The sequence below is a fragment of the Pontiella sulfatireligans genome (genome assembly GCF_900890705.1).
GTDB classification, from domain to species: domain Bacteria; phylum Verrucomicrobiota; class Kiritimatiellia; order Kiritimatiellales; family Pontiellaceae; genus Pontiella; species Pontiella sulfatireligans.
In genome coordinates this window covers 3,705,696-3,727,846 of sequence record NZ_CAAHFH010000001.1, presented here as the reverse complement: position 1 = coordinate 3,727,846, position 22,151 = coordinate 3,705,696, and the positions used below count along the sequence as shown (strand labels likewise).

18 protein-coding genes and 4 pseudogenes are annotated in these 22,151 nt (G+C 56.9%); 11 read left to right on the top strand and 11 right to left on the bottom strand.

Annotation, left to right across the window (positions count from 1 at the left end; all coding sequences use genetic code 11):
* Positions 1–326: 326 nt before the first annotated feature.
* The 10 genes and pseudogenes from SCARR_RS29290 to SCARR_RS13245 all read right to left on the bottom strand — a co-directional run.
* A pseudogene (locus SCARR_RS29290) lies at positions 327–431 on the bottom strand (fumarate hydratase C-terminal domain-containing protein); the annotation flags it as partial.
* On the bottom strand, positions 431–751 hold the full coding sequence (locus SCARR_RS13285; RefSeq protein WP_136062051.1) for a helix-turn-helix domain-containing transcriptional regulator: 321 nt from the start codon (positions 749–751) through the stop codon (positions 431–433). The gene SCARR_RS13285 and the pseudogene SCARR_RS29290, both read right to left, overlap by 1 nt.
* A 4-nt stretch (positions 752–755) precedes the next feature.
* Positions 756–1,004 (bottom strand): annotated as a pseudogene (locus SCARR_RS13280) (type II toxin-antitoxin system RelE/ParE family toxin); the annotation flags it as partial.
* A gap of 138 nt (positions 1,005–1,142) precedes the next feature.
* A complete protein-coding gene (locus SCARR_RS13275) occupies positions 1,143–2,762 on the bottom strand; it encodes a FumA C-terminus/TtdB family hydratase beta subunit (RefSeq protein ID WP_136062049.1) in 1,620 nt (539 codons plus the stop codon).
* 121 nt (positions 2,763–2,883) lie between these two features.
* A complete protein-coding gene (locus SCARR_RS13270; protein ID WP_136062048.1) occupies positions 2,884–3,447 on the bottom strand; it encodes a YceI family protein in 564 nt (187 codons plus the stop codon).
* Positions 3,448–3,535: 88 nt separating this feature from the next.
* The gene (locus SCARR_RS13265) at positions 3,536–4,054 is read right to left on the bottom strand and encodes an adenine phosphoribosyltransferase (RefSeq protein WP_136062047.1); all 519 of its coding nucleotides are present in this window, start codon (positions 4,052–4,054) and stop codon (positions 3,536–3,538) included.
* Positions 4,055–4,136: 82 nt separating this feature from the next.
* Entirely contained in the window at positions 4,137–4,574 is a 438-nt protein-coding gene (locus SCARR_RS13260) for a hypothetical protein (protein WP_136062046.1), read from the bottom strand.
* 11 nt (positions 4,575–4,585) lie between these two features.
* Entirely contained in the window at positions 4,586–5,014 is a 429-nt protein-coding gene (locus SCARR_RS13255; protein ID WP_136062045.1) for a hypothetical protein, read from the bottom strand.
* A gap of 222 nt (positions 5,015–5,236) precedes the next feature.
* A pseudogene (locus tag SCARR_RS29080) lies at positions 5,237–5,535 on the bottom strand (adenine phosphoribosyltransferase); the annotation flags it as partial.
* A gap of 107 nt (positions 5,536–5,642) precedes the next feature.
* A complete protein-coding gene (locus tag SCARR_RS13245) occupies positions 5,643–6,185 on the bottom strand; it encodes a hypothetical protein (protein ID WP_136062043.1) in 543 nt (180 codons plus the stop codon).
* Positions 6,186–6,444: 259 nt separating this feature from the next.
* Between SCARR_RS13245 and SCARR_RS13240 the strand changes: the two genes are divergently transcribed.
* From SCARR_RS13240 to SCARR_RS13195, 10 genes are all read left to right on the top strand, one after another.
* Positions 6,445–7,464, top strand: coding sequence for an RNA polymerase subunit sigma-24 (locus tag SCARR_RS13240; protein ID WP_136062042.1), 1,020 nt, complete (start codon positions 6,445–6,447; stop codon positions 7,462–7,464).
* Positions 7,465–7,600: 136 nt separating this feature from the next.
* On the top strand, positions 7,601–7,837 hold the full coding sequence (locus SCARR_RS13235) for a hypothetical protein (protein WP_136062041.1): 237 nt from the start codon (positions 7,601–7,603) through the stop codon (positions 7,835–7,837).
* A 157-nt stretch (positions 7,838–7,994) separates the two neighbouring features.
* A complete protein-coding gene (gene rsgA / locus SCARR_RS13230; RefSeq protein WP_136062040.1) occupies positions 7,995–9,074 on the top strand; it encodes a ribosome small subunit-dependent GTPase A in 1,080 nt (359 codons plus the stop codon).
* Entirely contained in the window at positions 9,074–9,487 is a 414-nt protein-coding gene (locus SCARR_RS13225) for an acyl-CoA thioesterase (protein ID WP_136062039.1), read from the top strand. The genes rsgA and SCARR_RS13225 overlap by 1 nt, the downstream gene beginning before the upstream one ends.
* Before the next feature lie 157 nt (positions 9,488–9,644).
* On the top strand, positions 9,645–11,330 hold the full coding sequence (locus SCARR_RS13220) for an AMP-dependent synthetase/ligase (protein ID WP_136062038.1): 1,686 nt from the start codon (positions 9,645–9,647) through the stop codon (positions 11,328–11,330).
* A complete protein-coding gene (locus SCARR_RS13215) occupies positions 11,327–11,998 on the top strand; it encodes an OmpP1/FadL family transporter (protein WP_136062037.1) in 672 nt (223 codons plus the stop codon). The genes SCARR_RS13220 and SCARR_RS13215 overlap by 4 nt, the downstream gene beginning before the upstream one ends.
* A 244-nt stretch (positions 11,999–12,242) precedes the next feature.
* Positions 12,243–13,970 carry a DEAD/DEAH box helicase gene (locus SCARR_RS13210; protein WP_136062036.1) on the top strand — a complete coding sequence of 576 codons (1,728 nt, stop codon included), beginning with the start codon at positions 12,243–12,245 and terminating at the stop codon, positions 13,968–13,970.
* Between the two features lie 2 nt (positions 13,971–13,972).
* The gene (locus SCARR_RS13205) at positions 13,973–14,656 is read left to right on the top strand and encodes an SDR family oxidoreductase (RefSeq protein WP_136062035.1); all 684 of its coding nucleotides are present in this window, start codon (positions 13,973–13,975) and stop codon (positions 14,654–14,656) included.
* A 184-nt stretch (positions 14,657–14,840) separates the two neighbouring features.
* On the top strand, positions 14,841–16,556 hold the full coding sequence (locus SCARR_RS13200) for a hypothetical protein (RefSeq protein WP_136062034.1): 1,716 nt from the start codon (positions 14,841–14,843) through the stop codon (positions 16,554–16,556).
* 144 nt (positions 16,557–16,700) lie between these two features.
* On the top strand, positions 16,701–19,670 hold the full coding sequence (locus SCARR_RS13195; RefSeq protein WP_136062033.1) for an AIR synthase-related protein: 2,970 nt from the start codon (positions 16,701–16,703) through the stop codon (positions 19,668–19,670).
* Between the two features lie 164 nt (positions 19,671–19,834).
* Here SCARR_RS13195 and SCARR_RS13190 read toward each other — a convergent pair.
* Positions 19,835–19,984, bottom strand: a pseudogene (locus tag SCARR_RS13190) (aspartate-semialdehyde dehydrogenase); the annotation flags it as partial.
* A gap of 118 nt (positions 19,985–20,102) precedes the next feature.
* Between SCARR_RS13190 and SCARR_RS28180 the strand changes: the two are divergent.
* Positions 20,103–21,842: a hypothetical protein gene (locus SCARR_RS28180; RefSeq protein ID WP_168433283.1), complete on the top strand. Its 1,740-nt coding sequence runs from the start codon at positions 20,103–20,105 to the stop codon at positions 21,840–21,842.
* Positions 21,843–22,151 lie beyond the last annotated feature (309 nt).

Below are 22,151 nucleotides of genomic sequence, written 5' to 3'. Positions count from 1 at the left end.
CTGTTCCCTCTTCAGAAGAGGAGTTGCAACGTTCATTTATCGGTGCGTAGCGGTTGGCCGCAACTCAGCATCAAAATGCTTAACCTCCCACCCATTAGGGGGGGGGCGAGTGTTCCGACCTGCCGGGCACTGCGCGTGGAGCAGGCGGGACGCCTGCGATACGGTTGCCGCATCGCCCGTCTCCGGCGGGCTCCGAAGCCGCTGGGATGGCGATGGCACGAGTTGTACCGCAGGCGTCCCGCCTGCTCCCTGAGAGGCTGGTAGTTATGCTTGACTTAGCGCCATTCGGGTTAGTCCTATAAAACAATGTTTTGACTGGAGCGTGCCTATGACTTCCCCTGCAAAATATCCGCAAAGAAGTCGTGGCCTTTGTCGTCTACTATGATGACGGCGAGGAAGTCTTCTACTTTAATCTTGCGGACGGCTTCGATCATGCCGCGTTTACGGTGACATTTGGAACATACCCCAGGTCCTGCTGAATGGATTGCAGGATTTTTCCGATGTTCTGCATCGTTGGATTGCCGTTTTGGCCTAGCATTCGGTGGAGCGATTTTTCGCTTATGCCGGTTTCCTCGGCCAGCCGTTTAAACGTGATTGATGCATGCACGAGATCGCGCAACATCGACCGGGCGATGGTTTGTTCGCCTTCCAGCAAGGCGTTGATCGCTTCCGCATAAATGGCCTTCCTGAATTCAGGTTCCGCTTTAAGCCGTGTCAATACCGTTTCTTTGTAGCTTTTTGTCAGTGCCATCGCTTTATTTTCCTTTCCTGTATGCCGCCCAGCGTTTCTTTGCGGCGGCAATATCGGCGGATTGTTTTCGTTTCGATCCGCCACCGAGCAGGATGATGATCGTATCGCCATCCCGGCCATAGTAGATCCGGTATCCCGCAGCGAAGTGCATCCGCAGCTCTTGTACTCCGTCGCTCACCGGTTTGGAGTCACCAAGGTTTCCTTGCTCCATTCGACGGACGAACATGTCGATCCGTGCTGCCACTGCAGCATCAAGTCCATTGAACTATTCGTCGAATGGGCAGCTGTTACCTTCGCAATATTCCCTTAATTCATACGTCGAATAGTAACGTATGTGTTTCTATTATTAATTTGGATTTTATTTGGGGGCGGCATGCTTTCGTTCCCAATCCTACTTCCCCTGCAAAATATCCGCAAAGAAGTCGTGGCCTTTGTCGTCTACGATGATGACGGCGGGGAAGTCGACTACTTCAATCTTGCGGACGGCTTCCATGCCGAGCTCTTCCATGTCGACGATCTCGACTTTTAGGATATTCTTTTCGGCGAGGAGGGCGGCGGGGCCACCGACGGAGCCGAGGTAGAAACCGCCGTGTTTGGTGCAGGAGTCGGTGACGGCCTGCGTGCGGTTGCCTTTGGCGAGCATGACCATGGAGCCGCGGTGCGCCTGGAAGGGTTCGACGTAGGGGTCCATGCGCTGGGCGGTGGTGGGGCCGAATGAGCCGGAGGGTTTGCCTTTGGGGCATTTGGCCGGGCCGGCGTAGTAGACGGGGTGGTTTTTGAAGTAGTCGGGCATCGGCTCGCCGCGGTCAAGCATTTCCTGGATCTTGGCGTGGGCGATATCGCGCGCAACGATGAGCGTGCCGTTGAGGCGAACTCGGGTGCAGACGGAATATTGCGACAGGTCGGCGAGGATTTCTTCCATCGGCCGGTTGAGGTCGATAACCGGCGCTTCGTCTTCGAGTTTACCGAGGTTGGCGGGCGCATATTTGGCGGGGTCGTGTTCGAGCTGTTCGAGGAAGACGCCGTCGCGGGTGATCTTGGCCTTAATGTTTCGGTCGGCAGAGCAGGAGACGCCGAGGCCGACGGGGCAGGAGGCGGCGTGGCGGGGCATGCGGACAACGCGGACGTCGTGGCAAAAATATTTGCCGCCAAACTGCGCGCCGATTTTGGAGTTCTGCGCCATTTGCAGAATCTTTTCCTCCCATTCGAGATCGCGGAAGGCGCGGCCGGAGGCGTCGCCGGTTGTCGGCAGGTCGTCGAGCGCGCCGGTGGAGGCGAGCTTGACGTATTTCATCGTGGCTTCGGCGGAGGTGCCGCCAATAACGACGGCAAAGTGGTAGGGCGGGCAGGCGGCGGTGCCAATATTGAAGAGCTCGGCCTTGAGGAATTCCGTAAGGCCGTCCTCGGTCAGCAGCGCTTTGGTTTTTTGGAAGAGGTAGGACTTGTTGGCGGAGCCGCCGCCTTTGGCGACAAACATCAGTTCGTATTCGTCGCCTTTGCCGGCATAGATGTCGACCTGCGCGGGCAGGTTGTTGCCGGTGTTCTTTTCGGAAAACATGTCGAGCGGCGCGATTTGGGAATAGCGCAGGTTGAATTCCTGGAAGCAGCGGTAGACGCCGTTGGAGAAGGCTTCCTTTTCGTCGAAGTCGGTCCAGACCTGAGCGCCCTTGGTGCCGACAACGATGGCGGTGCCGGTGTCCTGGCAGGTGGGCAGCTCGCCGATGGCGGCGATGACGGAGTTTTCCAAAAAGCAACGGGCAACGAAGAGATCGTTTTCACTGGCCTCGGGATCGTCGAGGATCTTGGCGACCTGCTGCATGTGGCCGGGGCGCAGGAAAAAGGAGACGTCGGCAAAGGCTTCGTAGGCGAGGCGTTCGAGCGCTTCGGCTTCGACGACGAGTACGTCCTTGCCGTTGAATTGCTCGACACGGACGCCGTCGGTGGTGAGAAGGCGGTAGGGGGTGGTGTCGCCGCTGTGCTGGATGGTCGGGGTGTAGGTGTAGTCGGGCATGGGTTTTCTCCGTTTTACGTACTGCGCTATGATTTGGTCAAACCGTCCTGTGCGTCAATGAAAAACGCCCGCCCAAGGAGATCGGGCGGGCGTTTAGTTGTTTGGGGTGGTGCTAGGAAAATTATTTGTGGCCGGCTTCGGCGGAAATGCTGACCTTGACCTCTTTGCCGATGGAGGAGGCCGAGGGTTTACCGATTCCCAGATCGACGCGGCTGAGCGTGGTTTCGCATTCAATGCCCATCAGCTTTCCGCCGCGCTTGCCGTCGACCGGGCCATTGATGGTTACGGGCAGGACGACGTCGTGATCAACTCCGAGCACATTCAGCTTGCCGGATACATCGAACGCGTTGTCGCCGGTTTTTTTAACGGAGGTGCTCTTGAAGGTGATCTTTGGGAATTTGGCCACATTGAAGAAGTCGTCCTTCTTCAGATGGTCGTCGCGTTTGTCGTTGTTGGTGTCGATACTGGCGACTTCGATCGAGCCCTCGACCGATTTCAGGGTTTTGGCGGCGATGTCATAGTCGAGCGTCCCCTCAAAGGTGTTGAACGATCCCTTGGCGTTGCTGACCATCAAGTGCTTTACTGAAAAACTGATTCCAGCATGGCCCGTGTCGACCGTGAAGGTTTCGGCGACGGCTCCCAAGGCGATAGAGATTCCAATTAATACGGCTACGGCATGTTTCATCGTACAGCTCCTTTTCTACTATTACTGATATATGACCATGATGGTCATATATAGTTGAGTTAAAAAAGGAACTATTTTCAATAGCCCGCTAATATTGGATCAGCGCATGCATCGGAAGGCCGGCCAGCTTTTCGCGTCCATGCAGGAATTCCAGCTCCATCAGAAAGTCGATTTCGACGATCTCGACCTCAAAGTTGCTTCGGATCAGCTCTACCGTGGCGGCGACGGTGCCGCCGGTGGCGAGCACGTCGTCGAGAATCAGGATTTTTTGGCCGGGCTTGAAAGCGTCGGTGTGGATTTCGACGGCGTCGGTGCCGTACTCGAGGTCGTAGGTTTGCTGGTGGACGGCGTGGGGCAGCTTGCCGGGTTTGCGGACCAGGCAGGTGCCGGCGCCAAGGGCATAGGCGAGCGCGGAGGAAAAGATAAAGCCCCGCGCCTCGATCCCAACCACGATGTCGATGCCCTGATCGGCGTGGCGCGCGGCCAGCAGGTCGATGGTGCGGTGGAATAGGCGACCGTCGGCGAGCAGGGGGGTGATGTCTTTGAACTGAATGCCCGGTTTTGGGAAATCGGGAATGTTGCGGATGGCGGCTATGATTTCTTCCATGGCGTAGACTTCAATGGAATGGATGGGGGCGGAAGGAATAGGTGAACCGCTGCGCCAAACGGCGCAGCGGTTAGGGTCATTATTAGCGAGTGGTTCTTCCGATCGTGCCCATGAGATCGGTCTTGAGGGTGGACATTAGACGCGAGTCGGTGCCGACCACCCAGTTTTCATCTTCCAGATACTGGGCTTCGGTGCGGAACTTCAGATTCTTATGATCCGGCGAAAACTTGATAGTCATCCGTACGCGGTAGTTCGAGAGGTAGTTCCCTGACCACGTGTAGAGCCACTCGGTTCGGAGATAGCCCTCTTCCTTCATCGCCACATCGAGCTCGAATTGCGTGACCACGAGATCGACCACCCGACCCCAAGCATCGTCGTATTGAAGATCCTCGCGAAGTTCCAGCAACACCCATGATGGGCTCTGCGACGACGAAAAAGAACGAGGCGATTTGGAAACGCATCCAGACAAAGCTCCAATGCAGATTGCGGCCAGAACCGCAGATAGCAGTTTTGTTTTCATTGTTGTTCTCCTTACCGTGTTGTGCGTCCGATGTTGCCCATGACGTCGGTTTTTATGGTGGAGAGCAGGCGCGAGTCATAGCCCATTACCCAGTTGCCGGCGCCTCCGAATTCCGCTTCCGACTTAATTTCGCATTTGGTCCGCTCCGGATTAAACTTGACGGTAACGCGCACGCGGTAGCTTTCGTTGACCTTGCCGGTCCAGGTGTAGAGCCAGGAGGTTCTGGCATAGCCGTCTTCTTTGGACAGCACTTCCATGTCGAACCGCTTTACGAGGGTGTCGACCACTGCGGCCCAGGCCTTGTCGTAGCTCTCGTCGGAACGGATTTCCACGCTGGCCCAAGTGGGTTCCATTGTTCTGACAAATGTTTTCGGTGCCATGCAACCGCTCAGCAAGATAAGGCTTGATCCGAGCAACAGTGCAAGATTGATTCGCTTCATACTTTTTCTCCCTAATTGATTTCTGTTTCCCTGGCGTTGTATGCTTGGCATACCGGCCGGGCAAGACTTATTCCGTAATATAGGAGCTGAGCTCTCTCTAAACAATGTTAAACAAGCATATTAATGCTCTCGCAAATGCCTCCAATTCTAAACGCAGCTGGCAGATTCTTTCCAAGAACGGCCCTAGGGCTATTTCTCAGCAGATGCTGACGGGTGCTCGTTGGCGAGCACGTCGTCGAGAATCAGGATTTTTTGGCCGGGTTTGAAAGCGTCGGTGTGGATCTCAACGGCGTCGGTGCCGTATTCGAGGTCGTAGGTTTGCCGGTGGCCGGCGTGGGGCGGCTTGCTGGGCTTGCGCACGAGGCAGGTGCGCCGGGGCCGGGGCATAGGCGCGCGGCAAGCAGGTCGATGGTGCGGTGGAAGAGTTCGCCGTCGGCGAGCAGTGAGGTGATGTCCTTGAACTGGATGCCCGGTTTTGGGAAATCGGGAATGTTGCGAATGGCGGCTTTAATCTGCTCCATGGCGATGGCTCCTTAAATGGATCAAAAACTTAGCGTGTTTCCCGAGCGTTGAAAAGCCCGCTTCCAAGAGTTGGAAACGGGCTTTCGCATTCGAGATGGCTTCGCGCCTATTTGGCTTCCGCCTTTTTCTTTTGGGGTTGTTTCTTTTTCTCCGGCTTTTTCTTTTTAACCGGCTGTTTGTCTTCGGCCTTTTTCGGCGCGGCTTTTTCGCGCTTCATTTCACTTTTGCGTTCTTCGAGTTGCTTCTTTTTCAGCAAAGCCTGGCGCTTCTTTTGGCTTTCGGTCAGCAGGATCTTTTCTGTGCGGTGCTTTTCGCTGAGTTGCATCTGCTCTGTACGGGCTCGTTCGGCCATGAGCTTCGTCTGCATGGATTGCTTCTCTTGAAGGGATAGTTTGCCGTCGTTGTCCATGTCGAACCGCTTAAGCATGTCGCGCTGTTTTTTCTGAGCCATGGCCTTGCGTTTGACTTGCTCTTTTTCGGCGCGCTCGAGGCATTTCGCGCAGACGGTCTTTTCGGCCGCCTTTTTCTTTTGAATCTTGGCCTGTGCTGCTTTTTCCTTCTTATGGGGTTTTTTCCCGTCGTTGTCGGCTTGAACGGCGACGACCATGCTGGACAGGGCAATCAGGGCAATCATGCTTCTTTTATTCATTTTCATACCTTGTGTTCTCCGGTTGATTCCATTTATACGACGCCGCTTGACATGGTGGGCTGGACAATCAAATGAGGGCGCTCTTGGCTTTCCAACGAATTGAATACCATGTATCTCTTTCCTATTGGCTAAACGTAGGGGACGGCATGAGGGGTTTCGGGAAAGGGGTTGGTTTGGTGTTGTGCTTCGCCGGACAGCTTCGACCGGGTCATTAAAGGGGCCGAGGTCAATAAACCCAAGTTAAAATAGGAGTTACGGCATGAAAAAAACAATCGGCATCGTTTGCTTCGGGGCGGCGATGGTTTGCATGGGAGGACGAATGGACAGCTACGAGATTATTAAGGTGGGGCAGAAGCTGACTGCGTCCGAGGTGGAGCAACTGGAAAGGGCGCTCGTTGAACGGCCGGACGACCTCGTCGGGCGCAAGAAGCTGCTGGGCTACTATTGGATGCGTCAGCATCAGCATCCGAACGAAAAACCGGCGAGGCAGCGACAGGTGTTGTGGATCATCGAGCACGCACCGGAAGACGACATCCATGCCATGCCCTACGGCCAAATGAACGAGTTCTTGGATGGGGCCGCCTATGCCGCCGGGCGCGCCGCTTGGCTGAAGCAGATCGAGGCCCAGCCGGAAAATGCGCTTATTTTGGGGAATGCCTCAGCTTATTTCTTGCAGGCGGACCACGCGTTGGCTGAAAAGTTCCTGAAAAAAGCGGCAGTGATCGATCCTAAGAATCCGGAATGGCCCAAGAAGCTTGGCCAGCTTTATTCGCTGGAGCGCGGCGCCGATCCGGCGGCCTCCGCCCGGCGGGAGCTCGAGCAGCTGGAGATCGCCTACGAGCGGTCGAACGGGATGGGAAAAAACTATCAGTTGAAGGACATGGCCCAGGCCGCGGCCGCGGCGGGGGATTACGCCAAGGCGAAGCAATATGCCCAGAAGATGCTCGGCTCGCCGGGAATCGACTGGAACTCAGGAAACAATGTCCACCACGGCAACATGGTGCTGGGGCTCGTCGCGCTGGAAGAGGGCGATGTGGAGGAAGCCAAACGCCGCCTGATCGCCTCGGGAAAAACCAAGGGCTCGCCCCAGCTCAATAGCTTCGGCCCCAACATGACGCTGGCCAAGGCGCTGCTCGAAAAGGGCGAAACCGAGGTTGTAGTTGAATATTTCGAACTCTGCGCCCTCTTTTGGGGACGGCATAGCGATAAGCTGGAGGCGTGGACGGCGCTCGCAAAGGGTGGCGTGGTTCCAGACTTCGGAGCCAATCTGAAATATTAACGGGCGTGCTTGTCAGTGGCATGTTTTATGAAAAACGCGGGTTTTTCGGGGTCTTTTTCATGGTGCAATAATGAGTCGCTAAAATAGGTTGCGCGCGCCCTGTTCCGGGTCTATACAGCTTCTAGAGGCGAGAGTAATGAGAAACTATGGCATAGATGAAGAAGTCGTCGTACGCCCGATCGACGGAATGCAGCTTTCAGAGGGATTCATCCGGGAGGATCAGCCCCAGCATTTCCTAGGTTGCCTGCCAGGTCTTGAACCAGCTGGAGGCGACACCCTTGATGATGTGCTGTTCAGGCTTGCAAAAAAAGCCAAGGCCTATTACGGCGACGATGTTGTCGTGGAAATAGCGCCGCGAATTGTTGCTACCTAGCACATCGATGATCGATCGACGGGGAACCGGCTTTGTTTTAAAGCGGCGCGGACGCCGCCGAGGTAGAGGTGTATCCGCGAATCCTGTTGCGTTTATGCGTTTGCCGTCGTCTTGATTCGTGCTAATCATTTGCAATCATTGAAAACGGGAAGATTGCATGACACTTGAGGAGTTTGGCTACAGCGCATGGTTTAGCGAGCAGATCGATCCGGCAACGGAGTCGGAACTGAAGGTTGCACGCATCACCGCCGTCCACAAAGGCGAGTGCGAGGTGTCCGACGGCGAAGAAACCCGCCCGGCCAAAACCACCGGCCGCCTGCGCCATCAGGCCAAGTCCAAGCTCGACTATCCCACCGTCGGCGACTGGGTTTTGGTCAAGAATTTTGACGACGAGGATTTCGGGCGCATTCACCGCGTGCTCAAGCGGCAGTCCGAGCTCAAGCGCAAGACCGCCGGGCGCACCAACCGCTACCAGCTTATCGCCGCCAACATCGACACCGCCTTCATCATGCAGACCGTCGGCCTCGGCTACAACCTCCCGCGGTTGGAGCGGTATTTGGTCATGGTTAACGAAAGCGGCATCGAGCCGGTCGTGCTGCTGAGCAAGAGCGATCTGCTTTCTGCGGAAGAGCTGGAGCAAAAGATGGACGAAGTGAGGACCCGCATGCCCGGCGTCCGCCTGTTTGCCTTCAGCAACGTCGATCAATACGGCCTGGATGAAGTGACCGCGCTTTTCGAGCCGGGCCACACCTACTGCATTATCGGCACCTCCGGCGTGGGCAAGACCTCGCTGCTTAACAGCCTGCTCGGAGAAGAGGACTGTCTGTTCACCCTGCCGGTCCGCGAGAGCGACGGCAAAGGCGTACACTCCACCACTTGGCGCGAGCTCATCACCCTCAAAAACGGCGCCCTCGTGGTCGATACCCCCGGCATGCGCGAACTCGGCAACATGGATGTGACCGAAGGCATCGGCGAAACCTTCGACGACATCACTGCGCTGGCCTCCCAATGCCGCTTCAACGACTGCTCGCATGTCGGCACGCTCGGCTGCGCCGTCACCGCGGCCGTCGAACGCAACGAACTTCCCGAGGCCCGCTACAACAACTTTGTCCGCCTGATGAAAGAGGCGGCGCGCCACGAGCAATCCGCGCTCGACAAGCGCGACCAGGACAAAAAGCTGAGCCGTTTCCACCGTTCCGTGCAGGGCGCCAACCGCAAGCATAAGGGAAGTCAGTAATGGAATGCGTGTTTGAAACCGAAATGATGGTGCGCGACTACGAATGCGACCTTCAGGGCATCGTCAACAACGCCGTCTATCAAAACTATCTCGAACATGCCCGCCATGAATTCCTCCACGAGGTCGGCCTCGACTTCGCGCAGCTCTGCCAAGACGGCATCGACGCCGTCGTCACCCGCATCGAACTCGACTACAAGCTGTCGCTGAAACCGCGCGATGAACTCATCGTCAAGCTCGGCATGCACAAGCAGGGGCGCATCCGCTTTGTCTTCGACCAGACGATCCTCCGCAAATCCGACGGCAAAACCGTGCTTGAAGCGCAAGTGACCGGCGTGCTTACCCGCGCCGGACGGCCCATTGCCCCAAAGCTGTTCGACGACGTCTTTGCCTCCAAAGGGTGGAGCTTCGAGTAGTGATAGTAGAGCCGGGGCTGCGAGCCGGCTGAGTGCGGGGCCATCTCGCAGCGATGGCTGTACTGGGTAGAGCCGGCTTTTTCCGAGGGTGGAAAAAATATTTGTCCGCGGGAGATTTCTGTGGCAAAATCCCGTTGCTTTTGAGGAGGATGAAGCCATGACCATCAAGGATTTCCTGAACGCGGCGGCAGACGACAGTCCGGATAACGTGGCGTTGAAGTTTAAACGCGGGGGCGCGTGGAACACCATCGGTTTCGGAGCCTTGCGCGAACGCGCTTGGCATGTGGCGGAGATGCTGCTTCGCCTAGGCATTCAAAAAGGCGACCGTGTGGCGATCTTCCGTGAAAATACGCCGGAATGGTTCGAGATCTACTACGGAATCATCGGTATTGGAGCCGTGGCGGTTCCGGTGGATGCCAAGCTCCGCGAGCAGGAAGTGGCGCATATTTTCCACGACTGCGGCGTGTCGGCCGTTTTTTGTTCGGCGCGTTTGGCCGTGTTTGATCCCGAAATGGTTCAAAGCCTCCATCGTCTGCGGGCGATTGTGGCGCTGGATTGCGGCGGCGAGTCGCCTCCGGCCAGCGACGGCGCCGCCGTGTACGACTACACCGCACTATGGCAGGACGTTTCGGCGGATGCCCTTGCGCCGGAGCGCGCCTTTGACCGGATGGGGCCCGAAGCCGATTCACCGGCCTCGTTTATCTACACTTCCGGCACGACTGGGCGCCAGAAGGGGGCGGTGCTGACCCACCGTAATTTCCTCTCGAACGTTGAAGGCATGCTCAGCGCGGTGGGGTTTGTCCGGAACGACAACCTCATGCTGGTGCTGCCTCTGCACCATTCGTTTGCCTTCACCTGCATCATGCTCGTATCGGTGCGCACCCGGTGCCAGATCAGCTTGGTGCAAAGCCTGAAGACCCTCAAGCCCGACATGGAAGAGTGCAAGCCCACCGTACTGCTTGCCGTGCCGCTGCTGCTGGAAAAAATGCTCATGCGCATGCTCGACGGCATCCGCGACAATGCCAGTGCCACCTTGATGTACCGTTTTGGATTGGCGAAACTTATTGGCGACAAAATCAAGGAAGGCCTTGGCGGTGCGCTCCGCCTGATTGTGTCCGGCGGCGCGCCGATCAGCCCGGCTACGCTGGAGGCCTGGAGCAAGCTCGGCTTCACCATTGTGGAAGGATACGGAATCACCGAAACCGCTCCGGTGCTCTCCGTCAACCCGCCCGCAGGGCCGCGGGTTGGAACCGTCGGCCTTCCGATTGCCGGCGTGGAAATCAAGATTGCGGATCCGAATGCCGAGGGCATCGGTGAAATCGTTGCGCGTGGCGATAACGTGATGCAGGGCTACCACAATAATCCGGAAGAAACCGCTAAGGTGCTCGTCGACGGCTGGTACCACACCGGCGATCTAGGGCACTTTGATGAAAAAGGCTATCTCGTCATCAGCGGCCGAAAGAAAAGCATGATCGTCAACCGCGAGGGCAAGAACATCTATCCCGAGGAAGTGGAGCTGCAGGCGATGAATTCCGAATATGTTTTGGAGTGCCTGTCGCTGGGCTATTGCGAACCCGGCGACAGCGCGGGCGAACGCGTCGGCCTGATTGTTGTGCCCAATATCGCTGTGTTCGACGCCGTGGAGGACCGCGAAGGCCAGCGGCTCAGCGATGCGCAGATCGAAGAGCGGGTGCGCGAGGATGTTCGCCTGCAGCTTTCAGCGCTTTCCGACTATAAGCGTCCGCGCAAAATCGAGGTGCGCTTCGAGGAGTTCGAGAAGACCAGCACCCAAAAGGTAAAGCGCTACCTCTATGCCATCGACACCGGCGGGAAGTCTTCATGAACAGGCGCACCGTCCCGCACTTTTACTATATCCAACCGCTCTCCGAAGATTGGACCGGCAGCAGTCTCGAAGGCGACGACACCGCTCCCGGCGGTACGGCATCCGTTCGTTTTCAGGCGCTGGACCATTGGGCGCTGGGCGCGCGCTACCAATCAAAGGTCGATCTCAAACTCACCGGCGAGATCAACCACGCGCTCGACGCCTCCGCCGAAATCACCCTGCCTTCCTCCTTCACGGCGGGCTTGGCCAACACCTCCATCAAGAATCTTACGCTGGAGCTGAACGTGGTTTGGACGGAATGGAGCGTATATGACGAGCTCGCCGTCAAGACCGCGGCCGGAACCCAGTCTGCGCCGAAAGACTGGGACGACGTTTGGAGCATCCGCGCCGGTGGCGAATATGCCTTGGGCGAACAGTTGGCGCTGCGTGCCGGCTATGTCTGGGATGAGTCGCCGGTCCCGGGGACAACCCGCGCCCCGGAGCTTCCCGGCTCGAACCGGCAGATGGTCACCGGCGGCGTTGGCTGGGCCAACGGCCGCCTCGGCGTTGACGCCGCCTATGCCCATCTCTGGGCCAAGACCGTAGACATGGGAAGCATCTATCCCTTAGAGGGAAAATTTAAGACCGCCACCCACGTTGTGTCGCTCTCTGCCAGCTACGCATTTTGATTGGGAGGCCGTCTTCAGTTGGACTTTTCGCGGAACAATTATTTCTGATTAACAGGTTGCATCTGTTTCAGATACGCGTATACATGCCCGTTCGTTTTGCGGAACCAAGCTATTGGAATCCGCTGATTCGGGGCTAAACTCTTGCGATGGGCGCGGGATCGACGCCCTGTTAATTTTGGAGGAGCGTCCTCCGCACCGTCCGGTTGGGCGGGGCGAAGTCCGTCTTCCATTTGTGAGAGGACATATGAAATTCACCGAAATGGGGCTTAGCCCCGAAACACTCCAATCGATTCAAGCCCTTGGATTTGAAACCCCGACCCCGATTCAGGAGCAGGCGATTCCGATCCTGCTCGAGGGCAAGCGCGACTTTGTTGGCCTAGCTTCCACCGGAACTGGAAAGACCGCCGCGTTTGGACTGCCGCTCTTGGAGCGCATCGACGCCGATCTGGCTGTTCCGCAGGGCGTCATCCTTTGCCCGACCCGTGAGCTGTGCCTGCAGATTGCCGAGGATTTGAAGAAATATTCCAAGCATCGCGCCGCCCTGAGAGTGGTGGCGGTTTATGGCGGTTCGCCGATCACCACCCAGATCAGGGACCTGAAGCGCGGCGCGCAAATCATCGTGGCCACCCCCGGCCGTTTGATGGATCTGATTGAGCGCAGAGCCGTGAAGGTTGACCAGATTTCCATGGTCGTGCTCGACGAAGCCGACGAAATGCTCAACATGGGCTTTAAAGAAGAGCTCGACAAGATTCTCGGCAAAATGCCGGAAGAACGCGTGACCTGGCTCTTTTCTGCCACCATGGCCAAGGGCGTGGCGCACATTGCGCAGAACTACCAGACCGACCCGGTGGAAGTTTCTGTGGGCGGCCGCAACGAATCGGCCGCGAACATTCAGCACCTCTGCTTTATGGTGCATGAAAAAGACCGCTATCCGGCCGTTAAGCGCATTCTCGACTTCCTGCCCGAAATCTATGGCTTGATCTTTTGCCGCACCCGTGCCGAAACCCAGACGGTGGCGGAAAAGCTGATTCAGGACGGCTACATGGCCGATTCCTTGCATGGCGATCTTTCGCAGGCCCAGCGCGACGCGGTGATGCGCAAGTTCCGCCAGAAAAACATCACGATTCTGGTGGCGACCGACGTGGCTGCCCGAGGCATCGACGTCGATGACATCACGCACGTTATCCACTATAAACTGTCCGACGAGATCGCCGCCTACACGCACCGCAGCGGCCGTACGGCCCGCGCCGGGAAATCCGGCGTTTCGATTGCGCTGGTCAACATGCATGAGCGCCGCCGGATCGTTGAACTTGAGCGTCGCAACAACATTAAGATCGCCCTCGAAAAGGTGCCCGATGCCAAAGCCATCTGCGAAAACCAGCTGCTGGCGCTGATTCACCGCGTGGTGGAATGCAAAGTCAACGAAGAGGAAATCAAGGATTACCTCCCGCCGGTCTACGAGGCGCTTTGCCATCTCGATAAGAAGGAAATCATCAAGCGTTTCGTGGCGATTGAGTTCAACCATTTTCTTGAGTACTACCGCAATGCCGACGACATCAACGTCAAGCCGCGCCCGCAGCGCGAACGTCAGGCCGGGCAGCAGCGTTCCGATAATTCGAAGCGCAACCGCCGGATGGAAGCGTACGACACCAAGCGTTTTTCAATCAACGTCGGCCGCGTTCATAAAGTGAATGCCGGCGCGATTGTCCGTCTGGTTTGCGAAAACTGCGGCGTCAAGTCGAACCAGATCGGCGCGATCGACCTCGGCCGGGACTCTTCGTTCTTTGAAGTTTCCAAGGAAGCTTCCGCCGCCATTCAACAAGGGCTGAGCAATCTTCAGCTGGATGGCCGGCAGGTCAGCATTCGTTCTGCCAGCGGACAAGGCGGCGGACAAGGCGGCGGCCGGCAGGGCGGGCGTCCCGGCGGCGGTCGTCAGGGCCATCCCGGCGGACGCAAGCCGCGGAGAGACTAATCATGAACCGCTCGGTTTTAATCACTGGCGCAACGCGCGGCATCGGCCGCGAATTGGTGAAGCAGCTGAACGCGCTTGGATATTCAGTGTTTGGAACCGGGCGCGATTCAACCTTGCTCGAAGCGCTCAAAGCGGAGACCGGCTGTCTGGGCGCGGTCGCCGACCTTTCCGATCCAGAGCAGGTCGTCGGCATCTTCGAGCAGGCGAAGGCGGCGTTGGGTCGGGTGGATATTCTGATCAACAACGCCGGCCTGAACCACCGCAAGGCGCCGGTCACCGAAATTGAGCTGGGCGACTGGGAACTGCAATATGCGGTTAATCTGCGCGCCCCGATGCTGCTCAGTCGCGAAGCGCTGAAGGATATGGGCGAACGCAAAAGCGGGCACATCGTCAACGTGGTCAGCACCATCGCCAAAACCTCGCAGCCCAACTATTCGATCTACAGCACGATGAAGTACGGCCTTATGGGATTCACCAAATGCCTCATTAAGGAGGCGCGCGAAGTGAATGTGAAGGCGACGGCCGTCTATCCCGGCGGCACCGACACCGATTTCCGCCCCGAGGAGCGTTCGGAATACCTTGCAGCCGATTCGGCCGCAAAGATGATTGTGCATTGCATCACCGCGCCGGACGATGTGGTCGTTCACGACCTGACCTACCGTCCGATGGTGGAAAGCAACTTCTAGGCGGTTCCGGTCCGCGGTCCGTGGGCGCATAATTCCATTAAATTTCTTTGCTGCATGGAGACGTGCGTGCAAAACTCCCCGCCTTGCTTGCCTGCCGGCGTGTGCCTTACAAACGCTTAGCGTGGTTGTAATGGAATAGGGCGGGCCGAGGTGCAACGATGTGTTTCAACCCAAGGAGAGAAAAATGAAATGGATTAAAACAACCTGTCTTGCGGCAACAATCAGTCTGTCGCTTACCAGCGTGCTGCAGGCCGCTCCAGCGATAGAAAAACCGGTGGTGATGCCGGAGGCCATGCTGTCCGTTACGGTTTCAGACCTGCACGGCTTGATCGACGGTGTCGGCAGCATTGCCGCGCAGGCCTCGCCGATGATGAACGGCATGATGCTCAAGAGCATGCTTGGCATGCAGCTGGGCGATCCCAGCCTTGCGGGCATTGCTCCCGGAAAGGGGCTTGCTGTCGTTGCTCTGGATATGACCAATGCTTTTGTCGTCATTGAAGTGGGCGAAGCCCAATCGGCGGCCTACGGCGCTGCCGTTGCCTCGAAAGGCATGCAGTCAAAATATGAGAACGGGCTGCTGGTTATCGGTAAAGCGCCAGAGCAAGTGGCAAAAGGCATCGCTCTCGCCGGTTCCGTTCAAAAACAGCTGCTGGTCAAGCGCAGCCCCACGCTTCGGGTGGCCGCACAGCCCGCCGCCATCGTGGCGAAAAACGGCGAGCAGATTCAGGGCATGCTCCAAATGATGCCCATGATGATGGGCGCCGGCCTGATGCAGTCGCCCGGCATGGATACAAACACGGTGGCGAACACCACCAAGATCCTCGAAGGCGAGCTCCGCGTGCTGCTCTCCATTGCAAGCCAATGCGAAGTGGCCGAGTTGGTTCTTGCGCCCGAGAACGGCTCGCTCCGCATCAGCAAAACCTATGCTCCAAAAGCGGGAACCCGGCTGGCGGCGTTGATGAACGCCCCGCAGGTGAACGAGCCCAATCCCAAAATCCAGGCAGGCCTGCTGGGCGGCGGCACGATGCTGCTCGATTGCACCATGGGCAATCCCGATGCGCTTGCGGCGTTCTTTGTCGGTGAGACGGAGCAGCTGGTCAAGGAAATGAAGCTGAAAGACATCGATATGGTCGGCCTGCTCGACAATATGAAAAAGTGGATGGGCATCTATGGCGGGACCTTCTGCGAGAGTGTCGGTTTTGGTGGCGACGGTGGCTTCAGCGTCAACTATCTGATGGAAGTCAAAGACGAGAAGGCCGCAATGGACCTCTTCCGGACGATGGAAAAGGACATGGCTTCTTTCTTGAAGCTTTATGAAAACCTCGGCATGCCGATGGGCATGAAGTTCCAGGAAAATGTCCGCGAGTACAAGGGCGTGAACATTCACCAGTTCACGGTCAACATGGATCTGGCGAGCATGCCCGAAGAGCAGCGTGCGCCGTTCGAGACCATGGGCCTTTCCAACATGTCCTACGACTTGGCGATCGCTGACGGAGTGATGTTCTATGCCATGGGAACCACCAAGGTTGAGGATCTGATGGACCGCGTGAAAGACGGCTCAGCCGTCGCGCAGCCGCTGAAGGCGCGCTCGGTATATCCGGAAGGCGGCTTTTACTACTTAGACTACGATGTGGCCAGCTACATGGAATTCGCGGCCTCGATAATGCCCGCAGGGCCGGCAAACCCGTTGACCCAGATGGCGGCCACGCTCAAAGGCGCCTCGCCGCTCACTTCGGCCGGATTCAAGCAGGACGGCCTCGCTATGTGGAGCGTTAACGTGCCGGGCGACCTGATCGCCAAATACGGCCAAATGATCATGATGATGCAGATGCAGCAAATGCAGCAAATGCAGCAGGGCGGCGCTCCGCAGGGAATGCCCGGCGCAATGCCGGTTCAATAACCGTTTCCTAAGAGTGGAAAATAGAATAACCCCGTCGGTTCCGGCGGGGTTTTCATTTTCCCGCTGTTCTTGGTTTAACCCGTTCGGCTTTATGGCTATTGTCCCCGTTTTACTTGAAAAAGAACCTGTTAGGTGGAGTTGGCTATGATTTATCGCATTGAAATTGGTTTAAAAGACGGCGTGCCGGATGCGCGCGGACGCGGCGTGATCCATCGGGCGGAGGGCGCCCTGAAAATGGCGATTGACGAATGCCGCACGCGCGACGTCTATAAAGTCGTCGCTAGCATCGATGCCGACACCGCCGCCGTGGTGCAGAAAACCTTTGCCGACCCGGTCGTGGCCGAATCCGCCATGGATCGTCTTCCAGCCCCTGTAAACTTTGACTGGATGCTCGAAATCGGCTTCAAGCCCGGCGTAACCGACAACATTGGCCGCACCGCCCGCGGCGCCCTGAAGGACATCGTTGGCCGCGAACTCGAATGGGAAGAGCAGGTCTACACCTGCATGCAGTATTTCCTCTCCGGCGACCTTTCCCGCGCCGACGTTGATCGTCTCGGCAAAGACCTGCTGGCCAATACCTTGATTCAGACCATCGCTGTCTTCTCGGCGGCCGAATGGCAGGCCACTGCGCCGGACGTCTCCGCGCCGATCTTTGACGACCACCCCGAAATCAAGGTCAACGTTGTCGAGTTGCCGGACGACGACGCGGCGCTGATGAAGATTTCCTCCGAGGGCATTCTGTCGCTCTCGCTCGAAGAGATGCACACGATCCGCAACCACTACCTGCGCGACGACGTGAAAGCGCACCGTGCCGAGCTCGACCTGCCCGAATGGCCGACTGATATTGAGCTCGAGTGTATTGCCCAAACTTGGTCGGAGCACTGCTCGCACAAGGTGTTTGCCGGAACGATCAACTACAAGGATGAAGAGACCGGCGAAGAAGAGACAATCCACTCGCTCTATAAAACCTACGTCAAGGCCTCCACCAAAAAGATTGAAGAGTCGATCGATTGGCTGATCTCGGTTTTCACCGACAACGCCGGCATCGTGAAATTCAACGAAGACATCCACCTCGTCTACAAAGTGGAAACCCACAACTCGCCGTCGGCTCTCGATCCGTTCGGCGGCTCCATGACCGGCATCGTCGGCGTCAACCGCGACCCGCTCGGCACCGGCATGGGCGCGGCGCTGGTTTCCAACGTCTGGGGCTACTGCCTTGGCTCGCCGTTTTACGACAAGGCCATTCCCGAAGGCTTGATGCACCCGCGTCGTATCCGCGACGGCGTCCACGAAGGCGTCATTGCCGGCGGCAACGAGTCTGGCATCCCCTACAGCCGCGGCTTCGAATGTTTCGACGAACGTTTCCTCGGCAAGCCGCTCGTCTACTGCGGCACGATGGGCACCATTCCCGTAACGGTCACCGGCGGACCATCCGAGCGCAAAGAGATTGAAATCGGCGACTGGACCGTCATGTGCGGCGGCCGTATCGGCAAGGACGGAATCCACGGCGCGACCTTCTCTTCCGAAGAGCTCCGCACCGAATCGCCGGCGCAGGCCGTGCAGATCGGCGACCCGCTGACCCAGCGCAAGCTCTACGAATTTATCCTCGAAGCGCGCGACCTCGGCCTCTTCCGCTGCATCACCGACAACGGCGCGGGCGGCATTTCTTGTTCGTTCGGCGAAATGGGCAAATATTCCGGCGGATGCGAATGCGATCTCGCCGGCGCGCCGCTGAAATATGAAGGCCTCCAGCCTTGGGAAGTTTTGGTTTCCGAAGCACAGGAGCGCATGACGCTGGCCGTACAGCCCGAGTGCCGCGAAAAGTTTGAAGCATTAGCGAAACAACGCGACGTAGAGGTAGCCTTTATGGGTACCTACAACGACAGCGGATATTTCACCGTCAAACAGGACGGCAAGGTAATCGCCAGCCTCGATATGGACTTCCTCTACGAAACCGGCTGCCCGACACTCGTCATGCCCGGCACGTGGAAGAAGCCGGTTGTTGAAGCGCCGGCCGTTGAAGCCAAAGCCGACTATTCTGAAACCCTGACGAAGCTGATGGGCGACCTCAACCTTTGCTCGCGCGAATACAAGAGCCGCATCTATGACGGCGAGGTGAAAGGCCTCTCGGTTGTGAAGCCCTACGTCGGTGTTAACTCCGATGTGCCTTCCGACGCCACCGTTATGCGTGTGGAATACAACAACGACCGCGGCGCGGTGCTGGCTGAAGGCATCAATCCGTGGTATTCCGATATCGATACCTACGACATGACCACCTCCGTGATCGACGAAGCGGTCCGGCGTGTCATCGCTGTCGGCGGCGACATGAACCGCATTGCGATTCTCGACAACTATTGCTGGCCGGATCCGGTTGAATCGGACAAGACCCCCGACGGCGCATATAAGATGGCGCAGCTCGTCCGCTCGAATAAAGCACTCTACGATCTCACCACCGCCTACAAAACCCCGGCGGTCTCGGGTAAAGACTCCTGCAAGAACGACTCCTCACGGGGGGGGAAGAAAATTTCGATTCCTCCGACGCTTTTGGTTTCTTCCATTGGCCAGATCGACGACGTCAAAAAAGCGGTCACCATGCCGTTGAAAGATGCCGGCGATGTGATCTATGTCATCGGCGAAACCAAAGATGAGCTCGGTGCTTCGGCGTACTACCGCCTGCTGGCTGAAGAGCAGGGCGTTCCGATGAACTATGGCGGAACCGTTCCGGCGGTTGATGCAGACAAGGCGCTGAAAATCTATGCGGCGATGAACAAGGCCACGGATGCCGGTCTGCTGAAGTCCGCGACGACGCCAAGCAAGGGTGGCCTCGCCGTTTCGCTGGCGCTGACCACCATTGGCGGACAGCTCGGCGCGGATGTGGATCTCAGTGGTTTGGGCGTTGATTCCTCCACCGCGCTCTTCTCCGAATCCAACAGCCGCTTTGTGGTGTCCGTTGCTCCTGAAAAAGCCGCTGAGCTGGAAGCGTTGTTTGCTGGCCTGCCGATTGCGAAGGTCGGAACGGTGACAGCTGATAAGACACTAAAGATTGCCGGAGCAGTTGAGGCAAATCTTGACGCTTTGGTTCAGCCCTTTAAATCCACCCTTCATGGTGTATAAGCTGTAGGCGGGGGCGGTGACCCCGCTAGACAGGGCCGGGGTCGATGACCCCCGGCTACAATAAAAACCCCGCGATCTGCATCGCGGGGGTTTTTTAATGTAGACGAAGCATCTTGCTTCGTTACGACTGAGCTGTTCGTGTGCAACGCGGCTGGAAGCCGCGTCTACGATCCACTACCTCTCAAGCGGATGCGGAGCATCCGGCGGAGCGGTTCGGCCGCGCCCCAGAGGAGCTGATCGCCGACGGTGAAGGCGGAGAGATATTCGCCGTCCATCTTCTTCTTGCGGATACGACAGGCCGGAGCGGTCATTGTTTGAAAATCGATTTCTTATCAGTTTCAGTTGATATTCGACGCTTTCGTACGCATGTTTTATGCGTGAATTTGGGAAGAAAGGGGTGCCGGTATGATTAATCTCCGAAAAGAAGTGATGTTGGGAATATTGATTTCTTCATGGCTGCTTTTGTTGCCGCCGGCGTTTTCCCAACGGCTTCAGATTCACCGGGTATCCGACAAACCTCTTATTCCGCCCTCCAAGGGTTACCCCGGACACTGTTGGTTTCCTAATGGAAATCTAAACCCTGCTCCAGTCGTGGCGAAGGTCAATGGGAGGATGAATCTGCTCTTGTTTTACCGTGCGTCTATGCCTCTTGCTGGAACAGGAAATGAAACCGGCGGACTGGGGCTTTGGAGCCTGCCGTTGTCAAAAGTTTCCTCCTTCAGCGATTTAATGGAGCAGGAGAACTACACTAAACAACCGTCGGCCGTTCTAACGGTCGCGGATTACCTGAGAGCCGGCATAGATGATATCGGCATTGAAGGATCCGGCCCAAGGCTTGCCGATCCAAACATATACGTTGATTCATTGCCTTCCCGTCAAACCGACATTTTGTATCTGACCCACAAGTTCAAGTATGTGGGCCAGAATCCAAACTCAATATATACGGTGGCCGCAAAAAGTACGGATGGAGGCCAATCGTGGACGCCGCTCGGAAGGCTTAGGGCGGAGGGCAAACCGGTCTCCATGGCACCGGCCATCTGGCGCCATGACAATGCATGGCATGCAATCGGGGGAAACGGGCACGTACGCAACTATTATTATCAGGATGATCCCCGATACGCCCAATGTCCCACGGATTGGAAGTTAATGGGTGAAGCATGGAAGCCCCAGACCGCACAGCAGCAGTTTCGGCAGATTACTACCCGCGTTACCGTAGAAGGGGAATTCGTATATGCCTGGGTAGCGGTTACTCCCCGGCACGGAAAAATGAAGGTGCATAATGATTGGCCAGAAACGGTTTCATTGTACCGGGCAAAGCTTTCAGAATTAGGGAAGAACTACGCATACAGAAAAAAGGACGGCCAGCTCACTTGGGAGGAATATCCCTATAACCCGGTTTTTATCCGTGGCGCTGCAGGAACACAGGAAGAAGCGGCCTTGTGGTCTTTTAATGTCGTGAAAATTCCGGGAGAGAAATTCCATTTGGTCTGCTGGGAAGCCGCAGGAAGCTGGAATGCTCCAGGAGGCAGCCGGCAAAGCGATCGCTGGCGGGATGCCTGGTGGGCCGGGCCTGCGAACGGGAAGTCCCCTTATGGATATGCTGGCTACAATAGAACGGGGTATTCTTCCTGTTTTGCAGCTAAACTGAATGCATCATCGCTAGGCGAAGTCTGGGATGCCGACATAAAAAAAGCTCCGTTGTTTAAGGAGAGTTTTGTGCTGAGAAACAAGGAAACAAAGAAATACCTGCTCCTTCCTGCTTCCGTAGGAAGTGCAGTGGAGCAAACTGCAAATATCAAAAAGGCCGCTGTGTTTTCGGCGGTACCTGCATATCGGAATGCAAAAAGCTGCAACTTCTGGTACATGGAACGGGCAGGATCAAACGGGCTGGTGCTGGCAAGTCCTGGTATTGGAAAAGAAGAAGACGTATTGCTGCAGGCCATGCCTGTAGATATTGATCCAATGAATCCAAGCGATATTAACGCCGGAAAAGACAAACAATGGCATCCAGTCCTCTATGAGCACCAAGGGGATGCGTTGATTGGTCTCCAAAACAGGTTTACCGGCTGTTTCTTGGATGCGTCCTCTTCCGGCAACAATGTGAAATGCAGAAAATGGGCTGATTCATTATCACAAAAATGGCTGTTGTGTTCGCCCGGTACGGGGCTCTGAATTGAATGCTCAGGGCGAGAAAAGGGGAAAGAAGAGGAGCCGGTCTTGTATTATATCGGGGACAGTCCTCTCTCCCGAGGTGGCTGAGCACGAAAAACCCCGCGATGCAGATCGCGGGGTTTTCTGTAGGATGAGGCTCTGCCTCGTCTGTATTCAGGAAGGGTCGAAGCAGAAGCTTCAACCTACCTTTCCAACAGAATGCGGAGCATCCGGCGGAGCGGTTCGGCGGCGCCCCAGTGGAGCTGGTCGCCGACGGTGAAGGCGGACAGGCAGGTGCCCAATCTTGACAAATCCCCAGCCTTCCATTAG

Coding starts and splice junctions, on each gene's coding strand:
- SCARR_RS13285 (WP_136062051.1), bottom strand. CDS start 751: ATGGCACTGACAAAAAGCTACAAAGAAACGGTATTGACACGGCTTAAA.
- SCARR_RS13275 (WP_136062049.1), bottom strand. CDS start 2,762: ATGCCCGACTACACCTACACCCCGACCATCCAGCACAGCGGCGACACC.
- SCARR_RS13270 (WP_136062048.1), bottom strand. CDS start 3,447: ATGAAACATGCCGTAGCCGTATTAATTGGAATCTCTATCGCCTTGGGA.
- SCARR_RS13265 (WP_136062047.1), bottom strand. CDS start 4,054: ATGGAAGAAATCATAGCCGCCATCCGCAACATTCCCGATTTCCCAAAA.
- SCARR_RS13260 (WP_136062046.1), bottom strand. CDS start 4,574: ATGAAAACAAAACTGCTATCTGCGGTTCTGGCCGCAATCTGCATTGGA.
- SCARR_RS13255 (WP_136062045.1), bottom strand. CDS start 5,014: ATGAAGCGAATCAATCTTGCACTGTTGCTCGGATCAAGCCTTATCTTG.
- SCARR_RS13245 (WP_136062043.1), bottom strand. CDS start 6,185: ATGAATAAAAGAAGCATGATTGCCCTGATTGCCCTGTCCAGCATGGTC.
- SCARR_RS13240 (WP_136062042.1), top strand. CDS start 6,445: ATGAAAAAAACAATCGGCATCGTTTGCTTCGGGGCGGCGATGGTTTGC.
- SCARR_RS13235 (WP_136062041.1), top strand. CDS start 7,601: ATGAGAAACTATGGCATAGATGAAGAAGTCGTCGTACGCCCGATCGAC.
- rsgA (WP_136062040.1), top strand. CDS start 7,995: ATGACACTTGAGGAGTTTGGCTACAGCGCATGGTTTAGCGAGCAGATC.
- SCARR_RS13225 (WP_136062039.1), top strand. CDS start 9,074: ATGGAATGCGTGTTTGAAACCGAAATGATGGTGCGCGACTACGAATGC.
- SCARR_RS13220 (WP_136062038.1), top strand. CDS start 9,645: ATGACCATCAAGGATTTCCTGAACGCGGCGGCAGACGACAGTCCGGAT.
- SCARR_RS13215 (WP_136062037.1), top strand. CDS start 11,327: ATGAACAGGCGCACCGTCCCGCACTTTTACTATATCCAACCGCTCTCC.
- SCARR_RS13210 (WP_136062036.1), top strand. CDS start 12,243: ATGAAATTCACCGAAATGGGGCTTAGCCCCGAAACACTCCAATCGATT.
- SCARR_RS13205 (WP_136062035.1), top strand. CDS start 13,973: ATGAACCGCTCGGTTTTAATCACTGGCGCAACGCGCGGCATCGGCCGC.
- SCARR_RS13200 (WP_136062034.1), top strand. CDS start 14,841: ATGAAATGGATTAAAACAACCTGTCTTGCGGCAACAATCAGTCTGTCG.
- SCARR_RS13195 (WP_136062033.1), top strand. CDS start 16,701: ATGATTTATCGCATTGAAATTGGTTTAAAAGACGGCGTGCCGGATGCG.